General features: G+C 44.6%; 19 protein-coding genes. 7 read left to right on the top strand and 12 right to left on the bottom strand.

Features of this window, described 5'->3' with window-relative positions; genetic code table 11:
- Positions 1–134 precede the first annotated feature (134 nt).
- Positions 135–1,067, top strand: coding sequence for a tRNA 2-thiocytidine(32) synthetase TtcA (gene ttcA / locus ACQEXP_RS00335; RefSeq protein WP_269376474.1), 933 nt, complete (start codon positions 135–137; stop codon positions 1,065–1,067).
- 39 nt (positions 1,068–1,106) lie between these two features.
- On the opposite strand, the gene ACQEXP_RS00330 is transcribed toward ttcA, so the two are convergent.
- Genes ACQEXP_RS00330 through ACQEXP_RS00320 form a run of 3 tightly spaced genes read right to left on the bottom strand, consistent with a single transcriptional unit; the run spans position 1,107 to position 3,420 of the window.
- On the bottom strand, positions 1,107–1,766 hold the full coding sequence (locus tag ACQEXP_RS00330) for a DUF2987 domain-containing protein (protein WP_426967444.1): 660 nt from the start codon (positions 1,764–1,766) through the stop codon (positions 1,107–1,109).
- 12 nt (positions 1,767–1,778) lie between these two features.
- Complete coding sequence (locus tag ACQEXP_RS00325; RefSeq protein ID WP_426968009.1) at positions 1,779–2,624, bottom strand: glucosaminidase domain-containing protein; 846 nt, start codon at positions 2,622–2,624, stop codon at positions 1,779–1,781.
- Positions 2,617–3,420 carry a hypothetical protein gene (locus ACQEXP_RS00320; RefSeq protein WP_269376472.1) on the bottom strand — a complete coding sequence of 268 codons (804 nt, stop codon included), beginning with the start codon at positions 3,418–3,420 and terminating at the stop codon, positions 2,617–2,619. The genes ACQEXP_RS00325 and ACQEXP_RS00320 overlap by 8 nt, the downstream gene beginning before the upstream one ends.
- Before the next feature lie 380 nt (positions 3,421–3,800).
- On the opposite strand from ACQEXP_RS00320, the gene potA reads away from it, so the two are divergent.
- The 6 genes from potA (at position 3,801) to ACQEXP_RS00290 (ending at position 9,754) form a co-directional block, all read left to right on the top strand.
- Positions 3,801–4,934 carry a spermidine/putrescine ABC transporter ATP-binding protein PotA gene (gene potA, locus ACQEXP_RS00315; protein ID WP_269376492.1) on the top strand — a complete coding sequence of 378 codons (1,134 nt, stop codon included), beginning with the start codon at positions 3,801–3,803 and terminating at the stop codon, positions 4,932–4,934.
- Positions 4,915–5,775: a spermidine/putrescine ABC transporter permease PotB gene (gene potB, locus ACQEXP_RS00310; RefSeq protein WP_426967442.1), complete on the top strand. Its 861-nt coding sequence runs from the start codon at positions 4,915–4,917 to the stop codon at positions 5,773–5,775. Before potA ends, potB begins: the two co-directional genes overlap by 20 nt.
- Entirely contained in the window at positions 5,775–6,545 is a 771-nt protein-coding gene (gene potC, locus ACQEXP_RS00305; RefSeq protein WP_138971898.1) for a spermidine/putrescine ABC transporter permease PotC, read from the top strand. Before potB ends, potC begins: the two co-directional genes overlap by 1 nt.
- Positions 6,546–6,621: 76 nt before the next feature.
- On the top strand, positions 6,622–7,656 hold the full coding sequence (locus ACQEXP_RS00300; RefSeq protein WP_269376471.1) for an extracellular solute-binding protein: 1,035 nt from the start codon (positions 6,622–6,624) through the stop codon (positions 7,654–7,656).
- 173 nt (positions 7,657–7,829) lie between these two features.
- On the top strand, positions 7,830–8,867 hold the full coding sequence (locus ACQEXP_RS00295) for an extracellular solute-binding protein (protein ID WP_269376470.1): 1,038 nt from the start codon (positions 7,830–7,832) through the stop codon (positions 8,865–8,867).
- Positions 8,868–8,962: 95 nt separating this feature from the next.
- Positions 8,963–9,754: a GGDEF domain-containing protein gene (locus ACQEXP_RS00290; RefSeq protein WP_426967439.1), complete on the top strand. Its 792-nt coding sequence runs from the start codon at positions 8,963–8,965 to the stop codon at positions 9,752–9,754.
- 18 nt (positions 9,755–9,772) lie between these two features.
- Here the strand turns inward: ACQEXP_RS00290 and cobB are convergent, their stop codons facing one another.
- From cobB to ACQEXP_RS00245, 9 genes are all read right to left on the bottom strand, one after another.
- The gene (cobB, locus tag ACQEXP_RS00285) at positions 9,773–10,510 is read right to left on the bottom strand and encodes a Sir2 family NAD+-dependent deacetylase (RefSeq protein ID WP_269376467.1); all 738 of its coding nucleotides are present in this window, start codon (positions 10,508–10,510) and stop codon (positions 9,773–9,775) included.
- Between the two features lie 169 nt (positions 10,511–10,679).
- Positions 10,680–11,900, bottom strand: coding sequence for an ammonium transporter (locus ACQEXP_RS00280; RefSeq protein ID WP_426968007.1), 1,221 nt, complete (start codon positions 11,898–11,900; stop codon positions 10,680–10,682).
- Between the two features lie 300 nt (positions 11,901–12,200).
- Complete coding sequence (locus ACQEXP_RS00275; protein WP_269376466.1) at positions 12,201–12,617, bottom strand: hypothetical protein; 417 nt, start codon at positions 12,615–12,617, stop codon at positions 12,201–12,203.
- A complete protein-coding gene (locus tag ACQEXP_RS00270) occupies positions 12,604–13,650 on the bottom strand; it encodes a formate dehydrogenase subunit gamma (RefSeq protein ID WP_269376464.1) in 1,047 nt (348 codons plus the stop codon). The genes ACQEXP_RS00275 and ACQEXP_RS00270 overlap by 14 nt, the downstream gene beginning before the upstream one ends.
- A gap of 14 nt (positions 13,651–13,664) precedes the next feature.
- Complete coding sequence (gene fdh3B / locus ACQEXP_RS00265; RefSeq protein ID WP_006878919.1) at positions 13,665–14,273, bottom strand: formate dehydrogenase FDH3 subunit beta; 609 nt, start codon at positions 14,271–14,273, stop codon at positions 13,665–13,667.
- Positions 14,274–14,284: 11 nt separating this feature from the next.
- Positions 14,285–17,140: a formate dehydrogenase subunit alpha gene (locus ACQEXP_RS00260; RefSeq protein WP_426967436.1), complete on the bottom strand. Its 2,856-nt coding sequence runs from the start codon at positions 17,138–17,140 to the stop codon at positions 14,285–14,287.
- A gap of 11 nt (positions 17,141–17,151) precedes the next feature.
- Positions 17,152–17,349: a twin-arginine translocation signal domain-containing protein gene (locus ACQEXP_RS00255; protein ID WP_138971905.1), complete on the bottom strand. Its 198-nt coding sequence runs from the start codon at positions 17,347–17,349 to the stop codon at positions 17,152–17,154.
- A gap of 46 nt (positions 17,350–17,395) precedes the next feature.
- Complete coding sequence (locus ACQEXP_RS00250) at positions 17,396–18,031, bottom strand: TorD/DmsD family molecular chaperone (protein ID WP_269376462.1); 636 nt, start codon at positions 18,029–18,031, stop codon at positions 17,396–17,398.
- Positions 18,032–18,042: 11 nt separating this feature from the next.
- The gene (locus ACQEXP_RS00245) at positions 18,043–19,707 is read right to left on the bottom strand and encodes a 4Fe-4S dicluster domain-containing protein (protein ID WP_426967434.1); all 1,665 of its coding nucleotides are present in this window, start codon (positions 19,705–19,707) and stop codon (positions 18,043–18,045) included.
- Positions 19,708–19,766 lie beyond the last annotated feature (59 nt).

Genomic DNA, 19,766 nt, shown 5'->3' with positions numbered 1-19,766 from the left:
TAAAGCCTCTCTCTCCGTCCCCTCTTAGAGGGGACTTTTTTTTGTTCTCCGCTGAATAGATCTAGCATCTGTTCCATTTATCCGTATCATACGCACTTCATTTTGTTTTGAAGATTGATGAAGACTGCAAGCTAATGACTGAGCAAACTCAAGAGCGTACTAAAGCTCAACAATATAATTTTAACAAGCTACAAAAGCGTATTCGCCGCAATACAGGCCAAGCGATCCAAGACTTCAATATGATTGAAGATGGTGACCGTATCATGGTGTGTTTATCTGGCGGTAAAGATAGCTTTACTATGCTTGATATCCTAATGAGCTTACAAAAGAGCGCGCCGATTTCATTTTCGCTAGTTGCAGTTAACCTTGACCAGAAACAGCCAGGTTTCCCAGGTCACATCCTTCCTGAATACCTTGAATCTCTCGGCGTTGAGTACAAAATTGTCGAAGAAGACACTTACTCAATCGTTCAGGACAAGATCCCAGAAGGCAAAACAACCTGTTCACTTTGCTCTCGTTTGCGCCGTGGTATTCTTTACCGTACCGCTAACGAACTTGGTGCGACAAAAATCGCATTAGGCCATCACCGTGATGACATTCTAGAAACTCTATTCTTGAACATGTTCCATGGCGGAAAAATGAAGGGAATGCCTCCTAAGTTGGTATCAGATAATGGCGAACATGTTGTTATTCGTCCGCTCGCATACTGCCGCGAAAAAGATATCATCAAATATTCAGAGATGCGTGAATACCCAATCATTCCATGTAATCTTTGTGGTTCACAGCCTAATTTGCAGCGTCAAAACATCAAGCAGATGCTCAATGATTGGGACAAACGCTTCCCTGGGCGTATCGAGACGATGTTCCGTGCAATGCAAAATGTGGTACCAAGCCATCTTGCTGACTTCGAACTGTTTGATTTCAAATCGATCGACAAAAACTCTGGTGTAATCAACGGTGGTGATATTGGCTTCGATAAAGAAGAAATGCCAACTCAAACTGTTCAAGACCCAGATATGGTTCACGAGTTTGACCCAAGCCTTCAGCTTAATGTCACCAACATCTAATCCGTACTAAAAAGGGTCGCAATGCGACCCTTTTGTATTTTATTTTGCTCTTGGCAAGTACGGTAGCACTCGCGCCGTCTCTTGCGGCAAGGTCATATAGCCTCCCTCACCAATCTCATCTAAAGAGACTTGAACTTTACCATCAATAATGGGTTTTGATTTACCGTTAGAAAAAACGATTTTTGAATTGAGTTTGTCTGCAAACTCAAGTGTGACACCTTCGACATCAGGTGTGAACCAACTAGCAAACATCCCCCCTAACTGCTCTAAAATAGCCTGCATTTGCGGTAGGAGAACTTTTACTTGGTCGTACGTGACATTGTCACTCATCGGTTGTTTGGTCATCACGACCATAGAAAAGTCACAGCGCATATCCATCGGTGTATGGACAAAAACCAAAGGGTTAGCCGATCGTAAGTTATCGTCTAGAGGAACAATCACTTCGTTATATGGTGAAACCTTAAGGTCTTCGTAGTGTTCTTCTTTCTCCATCCACGCTTTTTCAATATTACACAATTGTTTGGTATTGGCGTTAAGGAAGAAGAACCCTACTTTCACATCATCATGTCCCTCTTTCGCATTCTGCTTCATATGTGAGTAGAGCTTTGAGTAGGTGAACATGTATTCTTGAGCATGAGCAGGTAAAACGGCCGCACCTGTTAGCGCTGCAGCCAAAATCATTGACGTTACTTTCTTCATGAAATTATATACTTATTGTTTGACGATCGGATTTTCCCAGAAGCTCTGATTGTGCCTGATCATGCTTTGTAAATCGTTGACGTAGGCCTCACCTCGTTCAGAGTACTTCAGTAATCCATTGGACAGCGCCATTGCAGCCTCAGTATCAGTCAAGCTTTGTCCGGCAAGATGTCGTTGATAACGAATTTCTCGTAGCTCTTCATATGCGTTATTGCGATTGACGTTCATAAAATAGCCGTAAATCGACTGCTGAGCCGAACTGAACTTAGCCACTTCATGAGTCATGCCGTCACCACGTTGAAGAGGGACAAGCCCACAACCTGACTGATAACACCATTGTCCAAAGTAGTTATTGGCTTCAGTGGCAAAACGCGAGGTGCCCCAAGCCGATTCATTTGCGCCTTGAACCAAAACCAGTGCTTCAGGTATGACGTCCACCCGATGAAGCATATCATCGAGCCACTGTTGCGATATTCCATCAGCAGGCAGTTCAACATTGTAGAGTTTGCCTAAACGCTGCGCGTAAGACTTATCCGCATCATCAAGCGATTGTTGCAAGTAGTTCTGCTGAATTGAATCTAAGCGCAGACGCTCGTTTCTCACTCTCTGGTTTTCGAGTGCGATACCAGGTCGAAGGTAGTCAAAGAATGCCTGCTTCTTCTGTTTTACATCGGTGATAGCAGCAAAATTAGGCGCGCTACCTACAGCAGACGGCTTAACTTTTTGCTGCATCTCTGTTTCAACCGCTGCCACTCTCTTTTTTTCGCGCTCTTCTGCGGCATTTCGTTCGTACCCATAAAGAGAACAGCCAGCAATAATACTTGCAGCAGCAATTGCTATAAATTCACTTTTACGCATTGAACACTTGTGGATCGTTGTCATTATCGTCTTCATCTTTTGGTCGGTCTGAGGCAATGATTTTTAGTTTGATGCCAAACATGTTGCGGTAAACAATCCCCTTAACATGGAAGAAAAACGGCAACACAAATATTAGACCTAAGCCGTAAAACATCATGCCGAGTACAAACATAATCGACACAACAATATAGATACCCGCCAGAGCAAATATCTTTTTGTTCACCGCTCGCAGAGAAAGCAGCAGTGATTGCATTGGCGGAACTTGTTTCTCACAGATTAAAAGAATCGAGTTACTGAATGCCAGCGACAAGTACAAAGATAGGAACGGAAATATCATTCCGGCGATACCTTGTAGTAATAAACTGAACAGTGTAGCCAGAATCACAGGTACGGTATATTGCAGCCCTTTGCCAATATGACGAGGTTTGGTTGAAAGGCCCGCAGCGTGGCTCATCGCCATTAAACTAATCCCCGCATAGATAGGCGCGCTGATGACTTCATAGCTAAAGTTAGCGATCATGATGGCGTTGAAGATACTTGGATCAAATGCTTCTGGATTAGTAAAAGCATCAATAATGATACCAGGGTTACCCAGTTGCAGTTTTAGCGCTATGTAGAAAATCGCCAGTTGTAAGGCGATCAAAATAATGATCGAAGGTGAAAATGAGAGGAAGTTTTTAACGGTATGTTGCCATGCTTCCTTAAACACGTCCCCTGCTTTAAGGTCGTAGTCGCCGGACAAAGCACGCTCTACGCTACCGCCCAAATTGAAGTCTTTTTCAATGTCGTTATTCATTCTTGAATCCAGTGGCCAGTTGTACGTTCATTCCAGCCAACTTGTTAATAAAAAATTTCGGCTATTATACTGCAACACTAAGCGGTCTAAAATCGAATCTCAATGATGAGCTTGCTTTCTCAATTGTTTGGATGATAATTAACCACTAATGCGTCATCTAATTGCATTTATCTTACTCTAAGGTAAAGAAAAATAACCCTTATCTGCAAGCCGTTAGCCATATATAGAGAGTATGGTAAGGAATGTTTACTTTAGCCTGCAAAATTTTTTGTGTTTCAGAATAAGAAAATGCTTTGAATTCACACTTTTGATGATTATGATGCGCGCCTCTAATTTGTGTAACTACGGGTCATTCAGTTAAGTCACTTTAAATGACCAATGTGGGAGAAAAACAGACGTTGAACGCTAAACAAAATGCAGGACAACCAGTAGTTCGTCTTACTGGAATTAGCAAAAGTTTCGATGGTAAGGAAATCATCGCAAATCTTAACCTTGATGTTAATCATGGTGAGTTTCTAACGATTTTGGGCCCTTCAGGTTGTGGTAAAACAACCGTATTAAGAATGATCGCTGGTTTTGAAAGCGCCGACAATGGTCAGATCATTCTAGACAACCAAAATGTAACTCAAGTTCCTGCAGAGCAAAGGCACGTAAACACTGTTTTCCAGAGTTATGCACTATTTCCCCATATGACGGTGTTTGAAAACGTCGCTTTTGGTCTCCGCATGCAGAAAGTGAATGCAGCTGAAATCGAACCTAGAGTGATGGATGCGTTACGTATGGTTCGCCTAGAAAAGATGGCCCAACGTAAACCTCATCAGCTTTCAGGTGGTCAACAGCAACGTATCGCTATCGCTCGCGCCGTAGTGAACAAGCCAAAAGTACTCTTGCTTGACGAATCCCTATCAGCACTTGATTACAAACTGCGCAAACAGATGCAAATTGAGTTAAAACAATTGCAGCGTCAGTTAGGTATCACCTTTATTTTCGTTACTCACGACCAAGAAGAAGCATTATCGATGTCAGATCGCATCATTGTTATGCGTGATGGTGTTATCGAGCAAGATGGTTCACCACGTGAGATTTACGAAGAACCTAAGAACCTGTTTGTCGCTCGCTTCATCGGCGAGATCAACGTGTTCCACGCTACTATGATTGAGCGTCTAGACGAAAAACGCGTCCGAGCTGAAATTGAAGGCGTAGAGTCAGTTGTTTACTACGAAAAAGAAGCGTCAGCAGGTGACAAACTGCAAGTACTACTTCGCCCAGAAGATTTACGTATCGAAGAGATTAAAGAATCAGAACAAGAAGGTATCGTTGGTCACGTTACTGAGCGTACCTACAAAGGTATGACGTTAGATTCTGTCATTGAACTGGAATCTGGCATGCGTGTGATGGTCAGCGAGTTCTTTAATGAAGATGATCCAGATGTGGATCACTCATTAGGTCAAAAAGTCGCTATCACTTGGGTTGAAAGCTGGGAGGTAGTACTCAATGAAAGCCAAGAAGCTTAGCCTTCAGAACGCAATCATTGCCTTAATTGTTGGTTGGCTAACACTGTTTGTGCTTGTGCCAAACGTAATGATTATTGGCACCAGTTTTCTGACTCGCGACGAAGCAAACCTGATCGAGATGACGTTTACTCTCGATAACTATTTCCGATTGCTGGATCCGTTGTACGCCAAGGTGCTATTGCACTCATTTTACATGGCTATTATTGCGACTTTACTGTGTTTAGTCATTGGTTATCCATTTGCTTACATCGTCGCTAAGATGCCAGAGAAATGGCGTCCATTTATGCTGTTTTTAGTGGTTGTTCCATTTTGGACTAACTCTCTGATCCGTACCTACGGACTTAAAATTGTGTTGGGTACTCAAGGTATTCTAAACCAATCGCTCATGGCGCTGGACATTATTGATAAACCACTTCGTCTTATGTACACAGAGACCGCAGTGATGATTGGTTTAGTCTATATCCTGTTGCCTTTTATGATTCTGCCCCTCTACTCGGCTATTGAGAAGTTGGACAACACATATATTGAAGCAGCGAAAGATTTAGGTGCGAATAAGTTTCAGACCATCACAAAGGTTATTCTACCGCTAACAATGCCAGGCATTATCGGTGGTTGTTTGTTGGTACTGTTGCCTGCTCTCGGTATGTTCTACATATCGGATCTACTGGGTGGAGCGAAGAATCTACTGATTGGTAACGTGATTAAGAGCCAAGTGCTTAACGCTCGTGACTGGCCGTTTGGCGCAGCCACAAGTATTGCACTGACCATCGCGATGGCAATCATGCTCTACGCCTACTACAGAGCGGGTAAATTATTGAATAAGAAAGTGGAGCTAGACTGATGGGACGTACTGTTCGATTTAGCTTTATGACATTGGTGTATGCATTTTTGTATTTGCCAATCGTGGTGTTGATTGTTAACTCATTCAATGCCAACAAATTTGGAATGAAATGGGGTGGCTTTACCACTAAATGGTATGAGACGCTGATCAACAATGACAGTTTAATGCAGGCAGCTTGGCATTCACTAAATGTGGCCATCTTTTCTGCTACAGCTGCTACAATTATCGGTAGTTTGACGGCTGTTGCCCTATTTCGTTACTCGTTTAAAGGTAAAGGCGCAGTTAATGGTATGCTGTTTGTGGTCATGATGTCTCCAGACATTGTCATGGCAATCTCGTTACTGGCATTGTTTTTGGTGCTTGGCGCTCAATTGGGCTTTTTCACCCTGTTGATTGCTCACATTACATTCTGTCTGCCATTCGTGGTCGTCACCGTCTACAGTCGCTTGAATGGCTTTGACGTAAAAATGCTTGAAGCGGCGAAAGATCTGGGAGCCAGCGAATGGACCATTTTAAAACAGATCATTTTGCCACTGGCTAAACCGGCAGTTGCTGCGGGTTGGCTATTGAGTTTCACCCTTTCACTAGACGACGTGATCATCAGTTCGTTTGTGACAGGGCCAACTTATGAAATTTTGCCACTGAAAATTTATTCAATGGTCAAAGTCGGCATATCACCGGAAGTGAATGCCTTAGCAACAGTAATGCTGATTGTCTCACTTGTTCTAGTCGTAGCATCACAGCTATTGGCTAGAGAAAAAGTGAAGTAATTCAGTATTTAAAACGAGACAGAATGGGTTCAGCCATTCTGTTTTTCTATCTACGTTTGGTTTGGAGCTAACGTCAATGAAGAAATGGGCTACTCTATTAGCTGGTAGTGCATGTGCGCTTTCTCTGTTCTCTGGTTCAGTGGCAGCGGACGAAAATAAAGAACTGGTATTTATGAACTGGGGTCCTTACATCAACAGTAATATCCTAGAGCAATTTACCAAAGAAACGGGTATAAAAGTTATCTACTCGACTTACGAGTCTAACGAGACTTTGTACGCGAAGCTAAAAACTCATAATCAAGGTTACGACCTAGTAGTACCTTCAACGTATTTCGTAGCAAAAATGCGTGACGAAGGTATGTTGCAGAAGATTGACAAGTCTAAGCTGTCAAACTTCGACAACCTTGATAAAAACTACCTAGATAAGCCATACGATCCTAACAACGACTACTCTATTCCACACGTTGTTGCGATTACTGGTCTTGCGGTAAACACAGACATGTACGACGCGAATGATTTTCAAAGCTGGGCGGATCTATGGAACCCAGAGCTTGAAGGTCAGCTAATGCTAATGGATGACACTCGTGAAGTGTTCCACATCGCTCTGCGTAAGTTAGGTTACTCTGGTAACTCAACTGACCCTAAACAGATTGATGAAGCGTACGCGGAACTTCAAAAGTTAATGCCAAACGTATTGGTATTTAACTCTGATAACCCGGGTGCTCCTTACATGTCAGGTGAAGTTGGCGTTGGTATGCTTTGGAATGGCAGCGCAGCGGCAGCTCAAAACGAAGGTATGAACCTTAAACTTGTCTTCCCTAAAGAAGGCGGTATCGGTTGGGTTGATAACTTTGCTATTTCTTCTGGTGCGAAAAACGTAGATGCGGCACATAAGATGATCGACTTCTTACTACGTCCAGAAATTGCTGAGCAGATTTCTCGTGACACAGGTTATCTGACTGCTGTTGCTGAGTCTAACGCGAAGTTCAAAGACATCGCTCCACTATTCCCTTCTCAAGAAGATCTTGACCGCGTAGAGTGGCAAGATTCAGTGGGTGACTTGACGGTTAAGTACGAGGAATACTTCCTTAAACTTAAAGCTGGTCAATAAGTCAGCGAAAATTATGAAAATAGGCAGCCTTGGCTGCCTATTTTGGTCTTGGGCTGATATAATTCCGTTTTGTATCTCTTGTTGTCCTGACAAGAAAGTTAACTCACTGCTTAATCAGAGTATTTGGCTTGGATGGGCCTTATGCTGACTAAGCAAAGAAAAACGGAAACATAATGAAAAGTAAATTCTATGCAAGCGCACTGTGCGCAGCGACTTTGATCGCTACTCCTGCAATGGCTGCTGATCAAGAACTCTACTTCTACAACTGGTCTGAATACATTCCAAATGAAGTTCTTGAAGACTTTACAAAAGAAACTGGGATCAAAGTTATCTACTCGACTTACGAGTCTAACGAAAGCATGTATGCCAAGCTTAAGACCCAAGGTTCTGGTTACGATCTAGTAGTACCGTCTACTTACTTCGTGTCAAAAATGCGCAAAGAAGGCATGCTTCAACAAATCGATAAAACTAAGCTGTCTCATTTCAGTGATCTAGACACTAACTTCCTTAACAAGCCGTTCGATCCAAACAACAATTACTCTATCCCTTATATCTGGGGCGCAACGGGCATTGGCATCAACTCAGACATGCTAGACAAGTCGTCAGTCACCAAATGGGACGATTTCTGGGACAGCAAATGGGAAGGTCAATTGATGTTAATGGATGACTCTCGCGAAGTGTTCCATATTGCCCTAACCAAACTAGGTTACTCACCAAACACAACCGATCCAAAAGAGATCGAAGCTGCTTACCACGAACTGAAAAAGCTAATGCCAAACGTATTAGTTTTTAACTCTGATTTTCCTGCAAACCCATACCTAGCTGGTGAAGTATCACTCGGCATGCTTTGGAACGGCAGTGCGTACATGGCGCGTGAAGAAGGCGCTTCAATCGATATCATCTGGCCAGAAAAAGGCACCATTTTCTGGATGGATAGCCTAGCGATTCCAGCTGGCGCTAAAAACGTTGATGCTGCACACAAAATGATCGACTTCCTACTTCGTCCAGAGAACGCCGCTAAGATTGCACTAGAGATTGGTTACCCTACTCCTGTTGCTACTGCGCATCGCCTACTCCCAGAAGAATTCGCGAATGATCCAAGCATCTTCCCTCCACAATCTGTTATGGACAGTGGTACATGGCAAGATGAAGTTGGTGAAGCAAGCGTACTTTACGACGAATACTTCCAGAAACTAAAAGTGAATAACTAATCCAAAAATTGGTTTCGGTTATATACTTAAAAAGCGGCTCCGGTCGCTTTATTTGTATCCCGCCGCCTCAAAAGCCCTTCTCTAAGGAGAAACTAGTGAATATAAATACTAAGTATCAACTAGTCCTACTCTCTTTAGCTTTCATCGGTGCTGCCACACTCATCTCGACTTACTTCGGTCGCACAATGAACATTGAATCTCGTCACGATTTACTGTTCGAGTCAAATACCTTATTCATCTTGCTCTTTATCTATTTCGTTTTAGCCAAAAGAGTGGCGACGAATCGTTTAGTCAGGAACGGCTTCTTACTGCTAATGATTAATCAAGCTTATGATGTGGTGACGGAGATAGAATTTCTCGACCAATGGGCAGATCGCAACGATTTTCTTCACACAATGATTGAAGATGGTAGCTTGCAAATCGCTTATCTCTTAATCGCGTTTGGCATGACACGACTGATTAAAGAGATGCACAATAAAGCCACCGAAGATGAACTCACCGGTCTCTATAACCGCAAGAAACTGGCAGAGATAAAACTGGACACGTTTGACTTAATTTACTTCGACCTTGATGGCCTGAAATTGGTGAACGATAACGAGGGACATTCAGCTGGTGACTTACTGATCATTCGCTTCGCTCAAAGTTTGAAATCCTCGCTACCTGATGAAGGTAGCGCCTATCGCATCGGTGGTGATGAGTTCGTTGCGGTTGTGCCTGTAGGAAAAAGCTCGCTATTAATTGAACGTCTTGATAAAACCATTGAAAAGCAGGCGATCAGCTATAGCTACGGTATCGAATCAGAAACCAAGCGACACGAGTTCAAAGAAGCGCTTATCAAAACGGATCAAGCGATGTATCAAATGAAACACTCTCAGCGCGAAGGCTGAGAGTAGACATAAGCGGGTTTACGCGTGTTTGACATCTTCACGTTGCAGTTGGAGGATCTCTTCCACCAATTTAGGCACCTCCACACTTGCCTTACCGTAGCGCTTCTCTTCAAACTCACTTTCTACTGCACTCGGTTCCAAGTTGATTTCAATCGTGTGTGCGCCATGCATTTTAGCGTCATGCACGAATCCAGCGGCGGGATAAACGACCCCAGAAGTGCCAATAGAAACAAACAAGTCAGCAGCTTCTAATGACGCATAAATATCGCCCATTTTTAAAGGCATCTCGCCAAACCAAACCACATGAGGCCGCATTTGAGCAGGGATCTGACAGCAATGGCAAAGATCACCCGTTTGGATTTCACCCTTCTCTTCAACAACCTGATTGGATTCACTGCAACGCGCTTTTAATAGCTCGCCGTGCATATGGATGACATTGTTACTTCCTCCACGTTCATGGAGATTGTCAATGTTTTGGGTAATAACGGTGACAGTACCTTCTAGCTCCTGCTCGAGTTTGCCTAAAGCAATGTGAGCAGGATTTGGTTTGATTGTCGGATTTTGTAGTCCTAAGCGACGTTTATTATAAAAGTCTTGCACTAAATCTGGATTACGCTCAAAGCCTTCTGGCGTTGCCACATCTTCTATACGGTGGTTTTCCCACAGCCCATCCTGTGTGCGAAACGTTTCAATACCAGACTCAGCAGAGATTCCAGCGCCGGTTAATACAACGACATTACGATACGGGAGCTTCATACCACATCCTCTTTAGTGTTCATTGAGTTAGCTTAGCATTGTCTGATTCTCGGTATAAGCCAACAAGATTAGACCATGGTCGAAGTTATCGCAGTTTTACCCATTTTTTGTGAGGTTAAACAAAAAGGCAGCCACTTGGCTGCCTTCCGAAACATCAATCTTCACGAGTTTAATCTTCGTTTGTTGACGAAATTTTGTGAATCGCTAAATCTGCACCGTTAAACTCATCTTCTTCAGAAAGGCGAAGACCAGTCAGTTTATTGATGACACCATAAACGAACACAGCACCGACTAGAGCAACGGAAATGCCCGCCAAGGTCCCTAAAACTTGCACTGTTAAGCTGACGCCACCAAGGCCGCCGAGAGCACTCTGGCCGAAAATACCTGCCGCTACACCGCCCCACGCGCCACATACGCCATGCAGAGGCCAAACACCCAGTACATCGTCAATTTTTGTCTTGTTTTGTAGGTAGGTAAATAAGTAAACAAACAGAGCGCCAGCGAGTGAACCTGTGACCAACGCACCAATTGGGTGCATTAGGTCTGAACCCGCACAAACCGCGACCAGTCCTGCTAGAGGACCATTGTGAATAAAGCCAGGGTCGTTTTTGCCCGCAATTAGCGCAGCGACAATACCGCCCACCATCGCCATTAATGAGTTCATTGCCACAAGGCCACTGATGCCATTCAGTGTCTGAGCTGACATGACGTTAAAGCCAAACCATCCGACGCATAGAATCCACGCACCTAACGCCAGAAACGGAATATTAGATGGGGCAAAGTTTGTGTGTTTACCTGCACGAACACGGCCTTTACGCATGCCCAGGAAAATCACCGCGACTAGCGCTATCCATCCACCGACACCATGAACAACGACCGAACCTGCAAAGTCATGAAAACCATAGCCAAACTGTGTTTCAAACCAGTTTTGAACACCGTAGTTGCCATTCCAAATCATGCCCTCGAACAGTGGATATACCAAACCTACCGTAAAAAACGTTGCAATTAAAATGGGATAAAAACGTGCACGCTCGGCAATACCACCAGATACGATAGCAGGAATCGCAGCGGCGAACGTTAGTAAGAAAAAGAACTTCACTAATTCGTAACCGTTTCCTTGCGATAAGGTTTCTGCGTCAGCGAAAAAATTGGCTCCATAAGCGACCCAATATCCAATGAAGAAGTATGCGATGGCAGAAATGCCGAAATCGGCAAGAATCTTGACGAGTGCGTTGACTTGGTTTTTGTGACGGACTGTCCCTACTTCAAGAAAAGCAAAGCCTGCGTGCATCAAAAATACCATGATTGCACCGAGTAATAAGAACAGTGTATCTGAACTTTGTGTCAGGGTTTGTACCGCTCCATGTACCTGACTGGCATCTACGCTCATTGTCATTTGTCTCCTTTGTCGCCCAACGTCTGTGCGTTAGGCTTTTTTATTTCACCATATTGGTGAATTGATAGTGAGACATAGCTAGGGCAAGCTTTGTGCCAAATAAATCACATAATTATCAATTCATGTAATTCATTGATTTTAATTATTAAAATGAAATTCGAGTGGTAAAGACGCGCAAAGAAGGATAAGAATGACGCATAAAAATGCACTTATTTGGTGAGTCCGCACCAATTTAATGCGCTCAAATTTTGTGCAGGCAATAAAAAAGCCCTGTTGAACAGGGCTTTAGATTAGCTATAAATTTGGGCCTTTGACCATGCTAAACGGCTGGTTCGCTTTGAGCTTCTGCATCCCTTGATACATGCGCACAAACCACAACAATATTGCAATCGCACCAAACAGCATTCCCACATAAGGGATGTAGTACGCGATTTCATCGATAACATTACTGTTGTACCAGTAGTCGTTAACACCAATCAGGACACCATTAGACGTCGCGACTGTGATAATCAGAACCACAAAGAAGGTTAGGTTTAGGAAGAAAGTACGAATCAAACCATAATAGTGTGAATCAACAATCTCACCATCCTCTCCTTTATCCAAACGATAACCGGCATAGATAATCGCGATCACTCCAGAGATAAGACAAGTGAACGGAGTAAATATGCTCAGGATATACGCTACCCAAATCCCGTTATTAGGCTTGCTCATCGGCGCGCACTCCTTTCACATCTTGAGCGGTTGTTGTTTGTTGTTCCTGCTCTTTAGCCATCATTTCTTGGTACCAAAGATCGTGATGTTCTTTTGCCCAAGTCTCATCAACTTCACCGGTAACCATACCTTCAAGCGCACCTTCCATACCGAACAAACCGATGTAGATATGGAAGACAAAGCCGCAGATAAGGATCAGCGCAGCCAACATATGAACTAAGTTAGAGAGCTCCATGTCGCGACGAGTCTGACCGAAGATTGGGAAATCCAACACTAAGCCACTGAACGCGACAACACTACCAACAACGATCAGAAGCCAAAATAACGCTTTTTCACCCGCATTCGAGAACTCAGCTGAAGGGTGAGAACCTTTGTGTTTACCAACCATACCTCCAAGCTTCATAAACCAAGCAATGTCCACCTTCTTGAAGGTAGATTTACGCCACCATTTAATGAGCACACATAGCAGCAACACATAGAAAATGGGTCCTATGTAGTTGTGATATTGTTTAGCCAACATAATGATAAATCCCCACAGCTCTGTTGGGATATAAGGTTTAAGGAAATGCTTACCGTAAACCAGCATTAAGCCGCTAAACGCAAGGGTTAAGAAGGTGAATGCCATACTCCAGTGCAGCGCACGATCAAGACGAGACCAGCGTTTGATCTTTTTGCCTGTTCGTGGCGCACTTAACATTAGCGGACCAATCACGATATACATCATGGTCACTAATGCGATACTACCGAAAATCGCCACAGCTCCCGCAGGAGACATCCATTTTTCTTTTAAAATGTACCAAGTTTGACCTGGGGTACTAATTAGCATTCCGTGCTCTGGGAACTGAGACGTCGTGTAGCCCACTTCGCCCTGACGAACTTGACGCCAATAATCGGCACCAGCTAATTGCGTCATTTCACGTTGTGCAACATCAGACTCTTTTTGCTCAGCATGCGCAGGCAACGACAAAGCAAAAAGCAATGCTGCCATCAGTGACAGCATCGCAAGAGATGCACGTTTAAACATTGAAAACATGAATCTCTCCGCCTTTAGCTTTTCGTTGCGTCATAAGACAGATCATTGCCATCTGTCCAGCCCGCGCCCTTGGCTCCACGTTCAACAACACGTTGACGGAAGATGTCAGAGACTTTTTCTGCATCACCGGCAAGCAGCGCTTTTGTCGAGCATAGAGAAGCACACATTGGTAGCTTGCCTTCTGCAATACGGTTGGCACCGTATTTTTGGCGTTCTTCTACTGAACCTGGTTCAGTTTCAGGGCCGCCAGCACAGAAAGTACACTTGTCCATTTTACCGCGTTCACCAAACGAAGCTTGTTTAGGGAACTGAGGAGCCCCAAACGGGCACGCGAATAAGCAGTAACCACAACCGATACAAAGATCTTTGTTGTGCAATACGATGCCATCTTCGGTATGTTCAAAGCAGTCAGCGGGACACACGGCTTTACATGGCGCATCGGTACAGTGCATACATGCAACCGAAATCGAGTTTTCACCCGGTTCACCGTCATTGAGTGTGACCACGCGACGACGTTGAATGCCCCATTCAAGCGCATCGTCATTTTCGTTCTTACATGCAGTGACACAGCCGTTACATTCGATGCAGCGTTTGGTGTCACAAAGGAATTTCATTCTAGCCATCAGTGGACTCCTTACGCTTTGCGAATGTTACATAGGGTGACTTTAGTTTCCTGCATCTGAGTAACAGGATCATAGCCATAAGTGGTGGCAATATTTGCAGATTCACCAATGACATATGGGTCACAACCTTCTGGGTACTTCGAACGAAGATCTTCACCTTGGAATTTACCGCCGAAGTGGAACGGAATGAAGGCAAGGCCTGGTTTCACTCGACGAGTCACCATAGCTTTTACGTGAATGCGGCCTTTCTCAGCACCTTCTACCCACACCATATCGCCATCTTTAAAGCCAAGGTCATTCGCATCTTTCGGGTTAACTTCAACAAACATCTCTTGTTGTAGTTCAGCGAGCCATGGGTTTGAACGCGTCTCTTCACCACCACCTTCATACTCAACCAAACGACCAGAGGTTAGTATGATTGGGTACTCAGCAGAGACATCTTTATCTTGGATCGACTTGTACATGGTCGGTAGACGGTAGATTGACTCACTGTCATCCCATGTTGGGTAATCAGCAACAAGGTCGCGGCGAGGTGTGTATAGTGGTTCACGGTGTAGCGGAACACGGTCTGGGAACGTCCAAACCACAGCACGCGCTTTCGCGTTACCAAATGGAATACAACCATGTTTAATCGCAACTCGCTGAATACCACCAGAGAGATCCGTTTTCCAGTTTTTGCCTTCTGCTGCGGCTTTCTCTTCCGCTGTGAGGTCATCCCACCATCCGAGTGCTTTGATCAGTTTGTCGGTAAATTCTGGATATCCATCTTCAATCTCACAGCCTTTAGAATAACTATCTTCAGCTAGGATATTGTTGCCTTCAAATTCGACACCAAAGCGAGCACGGAAGTTACCACCGCCTTGAGCAACTGGCTTAGATGTATCATAAAGAATATGCGTACCCGGATGTTTCATCTCAGGCGTACCCCAACATGGCCATGGTAGACCATAGGTTTCACCATGAGCAGGACCACCCTCGCCTTCTAACGACGTCTTGTGGAAGGTGTGCCAGTTTTGTTGGTGTGTTTTCAAACGCTCAGGGCTTTGACCAGTGTAGCCAATCGTCCACATACCACGGTTGAATTCACGCGTGATGTCTTCGATAAGTGGTTGGTTGTTTTCAACTTTTACGTTTTTAAACAGTTGATCGGAGAAACCAAGCTTCTTAGTCAGAAGGTACATGATTTCATGGTCAGGTTTTGACTCGAACAACGGCTCTACCACTTTGTCACGCCATTGAATAGAACGGTTTGACGCTGTCACACTGCCGTAAGTTTCAAACTGAGTGGTCGCTGGAAGAAGGTAAATGCCGTCTGTACGGTCGTTCATTACCGCAGCAACTGTTGGATATGGATCAACGATCACCATCATATCCAATTTTTGCATTGCCTTACGCATCTCGACGCCACGAGTTTGCGAGTTGACCGCGTGTCCCCAGTAGAACATCGCGCGAATGTTGTCATTCTGCTCGATATTTTCTTTGTTCTCTAAAACGCCATCGATCCAACGAGAAACCGGAATACCCATATTGTTCATAGGTTTCTTACCACGGTACTCATTTTGGTCGAAGCGATTTTTAACCCACTCGTAGTCAAGATCCCACACTTTCGCCCAGTGTTTCCATGAACCATCTGCAAGGCCGTAGTAACCTGGAAGCGTATGAGAAAGTACGCCTAAGTCTGTCGCGCCTTGCACGTTATCGTGACCACGGAAGATGTTCGCACCGCCACCTGACTTACCCATATTACCTAGCGCAAGTTCCAGTACACAGTATGCACGGGTATTATTGTTACCTGTGGTGTGTTGAGTACCACCCATACACCAAACAACACATCCAGGGCGGTTTTCAGAAAGCAGTTTCGCCGTTTTGTATACGTCAGCTTCAGAGACGCCAGTTACGCGCTCAACTTCAGCAGGAGTCCACTTAGCGACTTCCTGACGAATTTCATCCATACCAAACACGCGTTGACGGATAAACTCTTTGTCTTCCCACTGGTTAGCAAACACATGCCACAAAATACCCCAGATAAACGCAACATCTGAGCCCGGACGAAGCGAAACATAGTGATCAGATTTTGCCGCGGTACGTGTACGACGAGGATCAGCAACAACGATCTTACAGTTGTTTTTCTCTTTAGCGATTAAGATATGCTGCATTGCCACAGGGTGCGCTTCAGCAGGGTTCGAACCGATAAACAGCATCGACTTACAGTTGTGCATATCGTTGAACGAGTTCGTCATTGCACCGTAGCCCCAAGTATTTGCTACCCCAGCTACTGTGGTTGAGTGACAGATACGCGCCTGATGGTCTACGTTATTGGTTCCCCAAAGTGATGCCATTTTACGGAACATGTACGCTTGTTCGTTACTGTGCTTTGCGCTGCCTAACCAGTAAACGGAATCTGGACCAGATTCTTTACGAATATCGAGAACCTTGTTACCGATTTCTTCGATAGCTTGATCCCAGCTCAGTTTGACCCATTTGCCATTTTCGAGCTTCATTGGGTATTTGAGGCGGCGTTCACCATGGCCATGTTCACGCAGAGCTGCACCTTTTGCACAATGTCCACCAGCATTGAATGGGTGGTCAAATGCAGGCTCTTGGCCTGTCCAAACACCATTTTGTACTTCAGCGTAGATACCACAACCTACAGAACAGTGAGAACAAATCGTTCTCTTGATCTCGGTTTTCGCTGAAGGATCAACTGACTTAGCTTCTGCTTTTTTGATCATTCCTGGTGCGAACAGGCTTGCCCCTACTACGGCCCCGCCTGCTGCTAGGGTACTGTTTTTCATAAAGGCACGGCGCGAAACGCCGAGTTGGTGTTGCTCTTTGCTCACACTATCGGAGCGTTTAACTAGTTTCATCGGTTAGGCTCCTATAGCGTATCGTAGTAATCACGAATATGCTGAGTTTCGTGATAGCCAGTTTTCTTCACGTCTTGTTTTGGCAATACAGATTCTGAAGCACTAGCCACTTTAGTGGTTCCAGCGACTACCGCTCCAGCAACTGCTGCCGTCGTTAAGCCTTTGAGAAGATCCCTGCGGCTTTGATTTAACTTATTATCGTCTTTCATTATTGCTTCCTTACCCTTATTAGTAGGTATTGCATCGATGTGACGCTTATTGCTGAGCTTGCTCGTACTCAGTCACGTTCTTAACATCAATTTTTAATTTGTTTTTTCCACTTTGTAGATTTTCACTAAAACGCACTTGCTCAAGGGTCATAAATGCGTCAGTTAATTCGGCAACCGCCACGTAGAAATTGGCGTGTTGAGCAGACTTGATCTGTTTCGTTAACGCGTTAAACCACGTTGCTAAGTGCTTATTGAAAAACACCTGCTGCAGCTCTTCATCTTCAGCGGTAAGTACAGACATCACTTCACAAAGTGCTGAGAAGTGATCTTCTGGCTCTTTGACTTGCTCCTCGCGCTCTAGACCAAGAATTGCTAGATCGTGACGAATCGAAGCCAATGGTTTTTCCATCAGTGAACCGGTTAGATGCCAAGAGGCGAAAGGCATCACTTCACCACGACCAATACCAATGAATAATTCTTGATACTCATCGTTTAACGCTTCTTGGTTAGATTCTCGGGCGGCGTTTTGCAAACCAATCCAAGCTGACTGCATTGCACTTGCACTCTGTTCAATCTCCAACTCACTGAGAAAACTCACCATCTCTTCTGATGGCGCCTGACGGAATAGTGCTGATAGCACAAGGTAAATTTCAGCGCGTAGAGTTTGTTGTTGATTTTCCATTGCTTTCTACCCTAGTAATTCAGTTGTTTAGTTGGGTCTTCTGCCATCGATTCGAACATATCGACAACACGGCAGTCTTCACACATCGCAATTCTGTTTAGCGAAGCTTGATCTGAAAAATGAGAGTGACCGCGTAACTTATTCTGAAGCATGTCAATCATTGACTGTGGGGCAAATGGCTTTTGACAACGAATACATTCCGCGGCTTTTTCTTGATGGATTATCGTCGCTTGCTGACGACTCGCCTTGTCCCAGTTCATACGTGTTGTCATGGTAAGAGCCTGCTCTGGACACGCTTTAGTACATAAACCACACTGGATACAGTCTTGTTCGACGAACTTGAGCGACGGGGAGTCACCGTCAGTGTGCAACGCACGAGTTGGACACACAGCCACACAACTCATGCACAGAGTACAATCACTCGATTTGCATGAAATATTGCCGTAAGGAGCATTGGCCGGGAGTTCGACGATGTTGTCGACAGGAATTCTTGACTGAGCAAGCGCATCTAAAGCAGTAAACAGTCGTTGACGCTTATTACCCGATAAATCGCCCAATGCGAGGTCAAATGAATCCGTACACAAGATCGGCGCACCTTCGCGCAATGACTCTAGGTATAAGATGTCGATCGTTTCTTTCGCGATACCGATTTGAGCCAGCAGTTCTTGTGCGACGGCGACTTCGTTGTTTAGGACTCGTTGAATCGTTTCAGGCATGAAACGGCTCGCGGCGAACAACACTTGCGTTGCGCCATTCACTAATGCAGCAAACCAAGAATCGACGCCAACAGACGGTAACTCTTCCACAACGATAGGGATGACGTTATCAGGTAGCGCTTTAAGCGCCATCACGTTGTATTGTTCATGACGAGAACTACAAATCAGTACGATCGGATCAACACCACCTTCTGATTCATAATTTGCTAACGTACGTTCGATGAATTTTTGTGTATCTTGTGGATTTGGTAACGCATAGTGAATCGCTTCTGTCGGACAAGCTGTGGCACAAGTACCGACCCCTTGACATAAGTAAGGGTTGATCTCAATGCGATGTCCAGTTTTGTCACTGCCTTCGCTCGATAACGCACCAGCAGGACAGGCGTCAACACATCTCTCGCAACCTTTTACACCACGAGAGCTATGCGCACATTTGTCTGTGTCTAGACGGAAAAATTTGGGTTTATCAAATGTCCCCATCAGCGTCGGAATTTCTTCTAATGCTTCAGCCAGTTTTGGATAACCTCTGCCAACTGGGTAATAACCAGGGACAGGAACCTCTTCACTCATGCAACTGTTGAGACAAAGATCCAAAACGATATCAAAACAATCATGATTCAACGCGACCTTCGCCAGATTGCTCTCAAGGCCGTTGTTTTCGATTACCACCGAGAAGGTGCCCAGGAATCCTGATACTTGAACTGTGTTAGCGTAATACAGATTCGCGTGTTGACCTTGTTCGCCATCAGTAGAAAGCAAGGTAAGGCTATTCATTTGACCCAATTGAGCCGCAGCGCTTTCGATGATTGAAGTCGGACCGACGATAAGCGTATTACCACCACTCTCGTAACTTACCGTGGGCGGAATTAAGTTCGTTAGTTCAACCGTGTTCTCAAATGCATAAAGACGCGCTTTACCATTGGCTGTTGACGATGATTCTTGTAGTAGTTGTTTTAGCATTGCTCAGTTCCAGTTAGAACGGAATATTCACCTGTGCTCTTAATAGCAAATGCTGTACC

It is taken from the genome of Vibrio sp. TRT 1302, from assembly GCF_050113875.1.
Lineage (GTDB): Bacteria > Pseudomonadota > Gammaproteobacteria > Enterobacterales > Vibrionaceae > Vibrio.
Note: the sequence above shows the minus strand (reverse complement) of the source record. Positions and strands in the feature narration are given on the sequence as shown.

What these genes read in the sequence shown, in the direction of transcription:
- ttcA (WP_269376474.1), top strand. Translation starts at nt 135, where the DNA reads ATGACTGAGCAAACTCAAGAGCGTACTAAAGCTCAACAATATAATTTT.
- ACQEXP_RS00330 (WP_426967444.1), bottom strand. Translation starts at nt 1,766, where the DNA reads ATGAAGAAAGTAACGTCAATGATTTTGGCTGCAGCGCTAACAGGTGCG.
- ACQEXP_RS00325 (WP_426968009.1), bottom strand. Translation starts at nt 2,624, where the DNA reads ATGCGTAAAAGTGAATTTATAGCAATTGCTGCTGCAAGTATTATTGCT.
- ACQEXP_RS00320 (WP_269376472.1), bottom strand. Translation starts at nt 3,420, where the DNA reads ATGAATAACGACATTGAAAAAGACTTCAATTTGGGCGGTAGCGTAGAG.
- potB (WP_426967442.1), top strand. Translation starts at nt 4,915, where the DNA reads ATGAAAGCCAAGAAGCTTAGCCTTCAGAACGCAATCATTGCCTTAATT.
- potC (WP_138971898.1), top strand. Translation starts at nt 5,775, where the DNA reads ATGGGACGTACTGTTCGATTTAGCTTTATGACATTGGTGTATGCATTT.
- ACQEXP_RS00300 (WP_269376471.1), top strand. Translation starts at nt 6,622, where the DNA reads ATGAAGAAATGGGCTACTCTATTAGCTGGTAGTGCATGTGCGCTTTCT.
- ACQEXP_RS00295 (WP_269376470.1), top strand. Translation starts at nt 7,830, where the DNA reads ATGAAAAGTAAATTCTATGCAAGCGCACTGTGCGCAGCGACTTTGATC.
- cobB (WP_269376467.1), bottom strand. Translation starts at nt 10,510, where the DNA reads ATGAAGCTCCCGTATCGTAATGTCGTTGTATTAACCGGCGCTGGAATC.
- ACQEXP_RS00280 (WP_426968007.1), bottom strand. Translation starts at nt 11,900, where the DNA reads ATGAGCGTAGATGCCAGTCAGGTACATGGAGCGGTACAAACCCTGACA.
- ACQEXP_RS00275 (WP_269376466.1), bottom strand. Translation starts at nt 12,617, where the DNA reads ATGAGCAAGCCTAATAACGGGATTTGGGTAGCGTATATCCTGAGCATA.
- ACQEXP_RS00270 (WP_269376464.1), bottom strand. Translation starts at nt 13,650, where the DNA reads ATGTTTTCAATGTTTAAACGTGCATCTCTTGCGATGCTGTCACTGATG.
- fdh3B (WP_006878919.1), bottom strand. Translation starts at nt 14,273, where the DNA reads ATGGCTAGAATGAAATTCCTTTGTGACACCAAACGCTGCATCGAATGT.
- ACQEXP_RS00260 (WP_426967436.1), bottom strand. Translation starts at nt 17,140, where the DNA reads ATGAAACTAGTTAAACGCTCCGATAGTGTGAGCAAAGAGCAACACCAA.
- ACQEXP_RS00255 (WP_138971905.1), bottom strand. Translation starts at nt 17,349, where the DNA reads ATGAAAGACGATAATAAGTTAAATCAAAGCCGCAGGGATCTTCTCAAA.
- ACQEXP_RS00250 (WP_269376462.1), bottom strand. Translation starts at nt 18,031, where the DNA reads ATGGAAAATCAACAACAAACTCTACGCGCTGAAATTTACCTTGTGCTA.
- ACQEXP_RS00245 (WP_426967434.1), bottom strand. Translation starts at nt 19,707, where the DNA reads ATGCTAAAACAACTACTACAAGAATCATCGTCAACAGCCAATGGTAAA.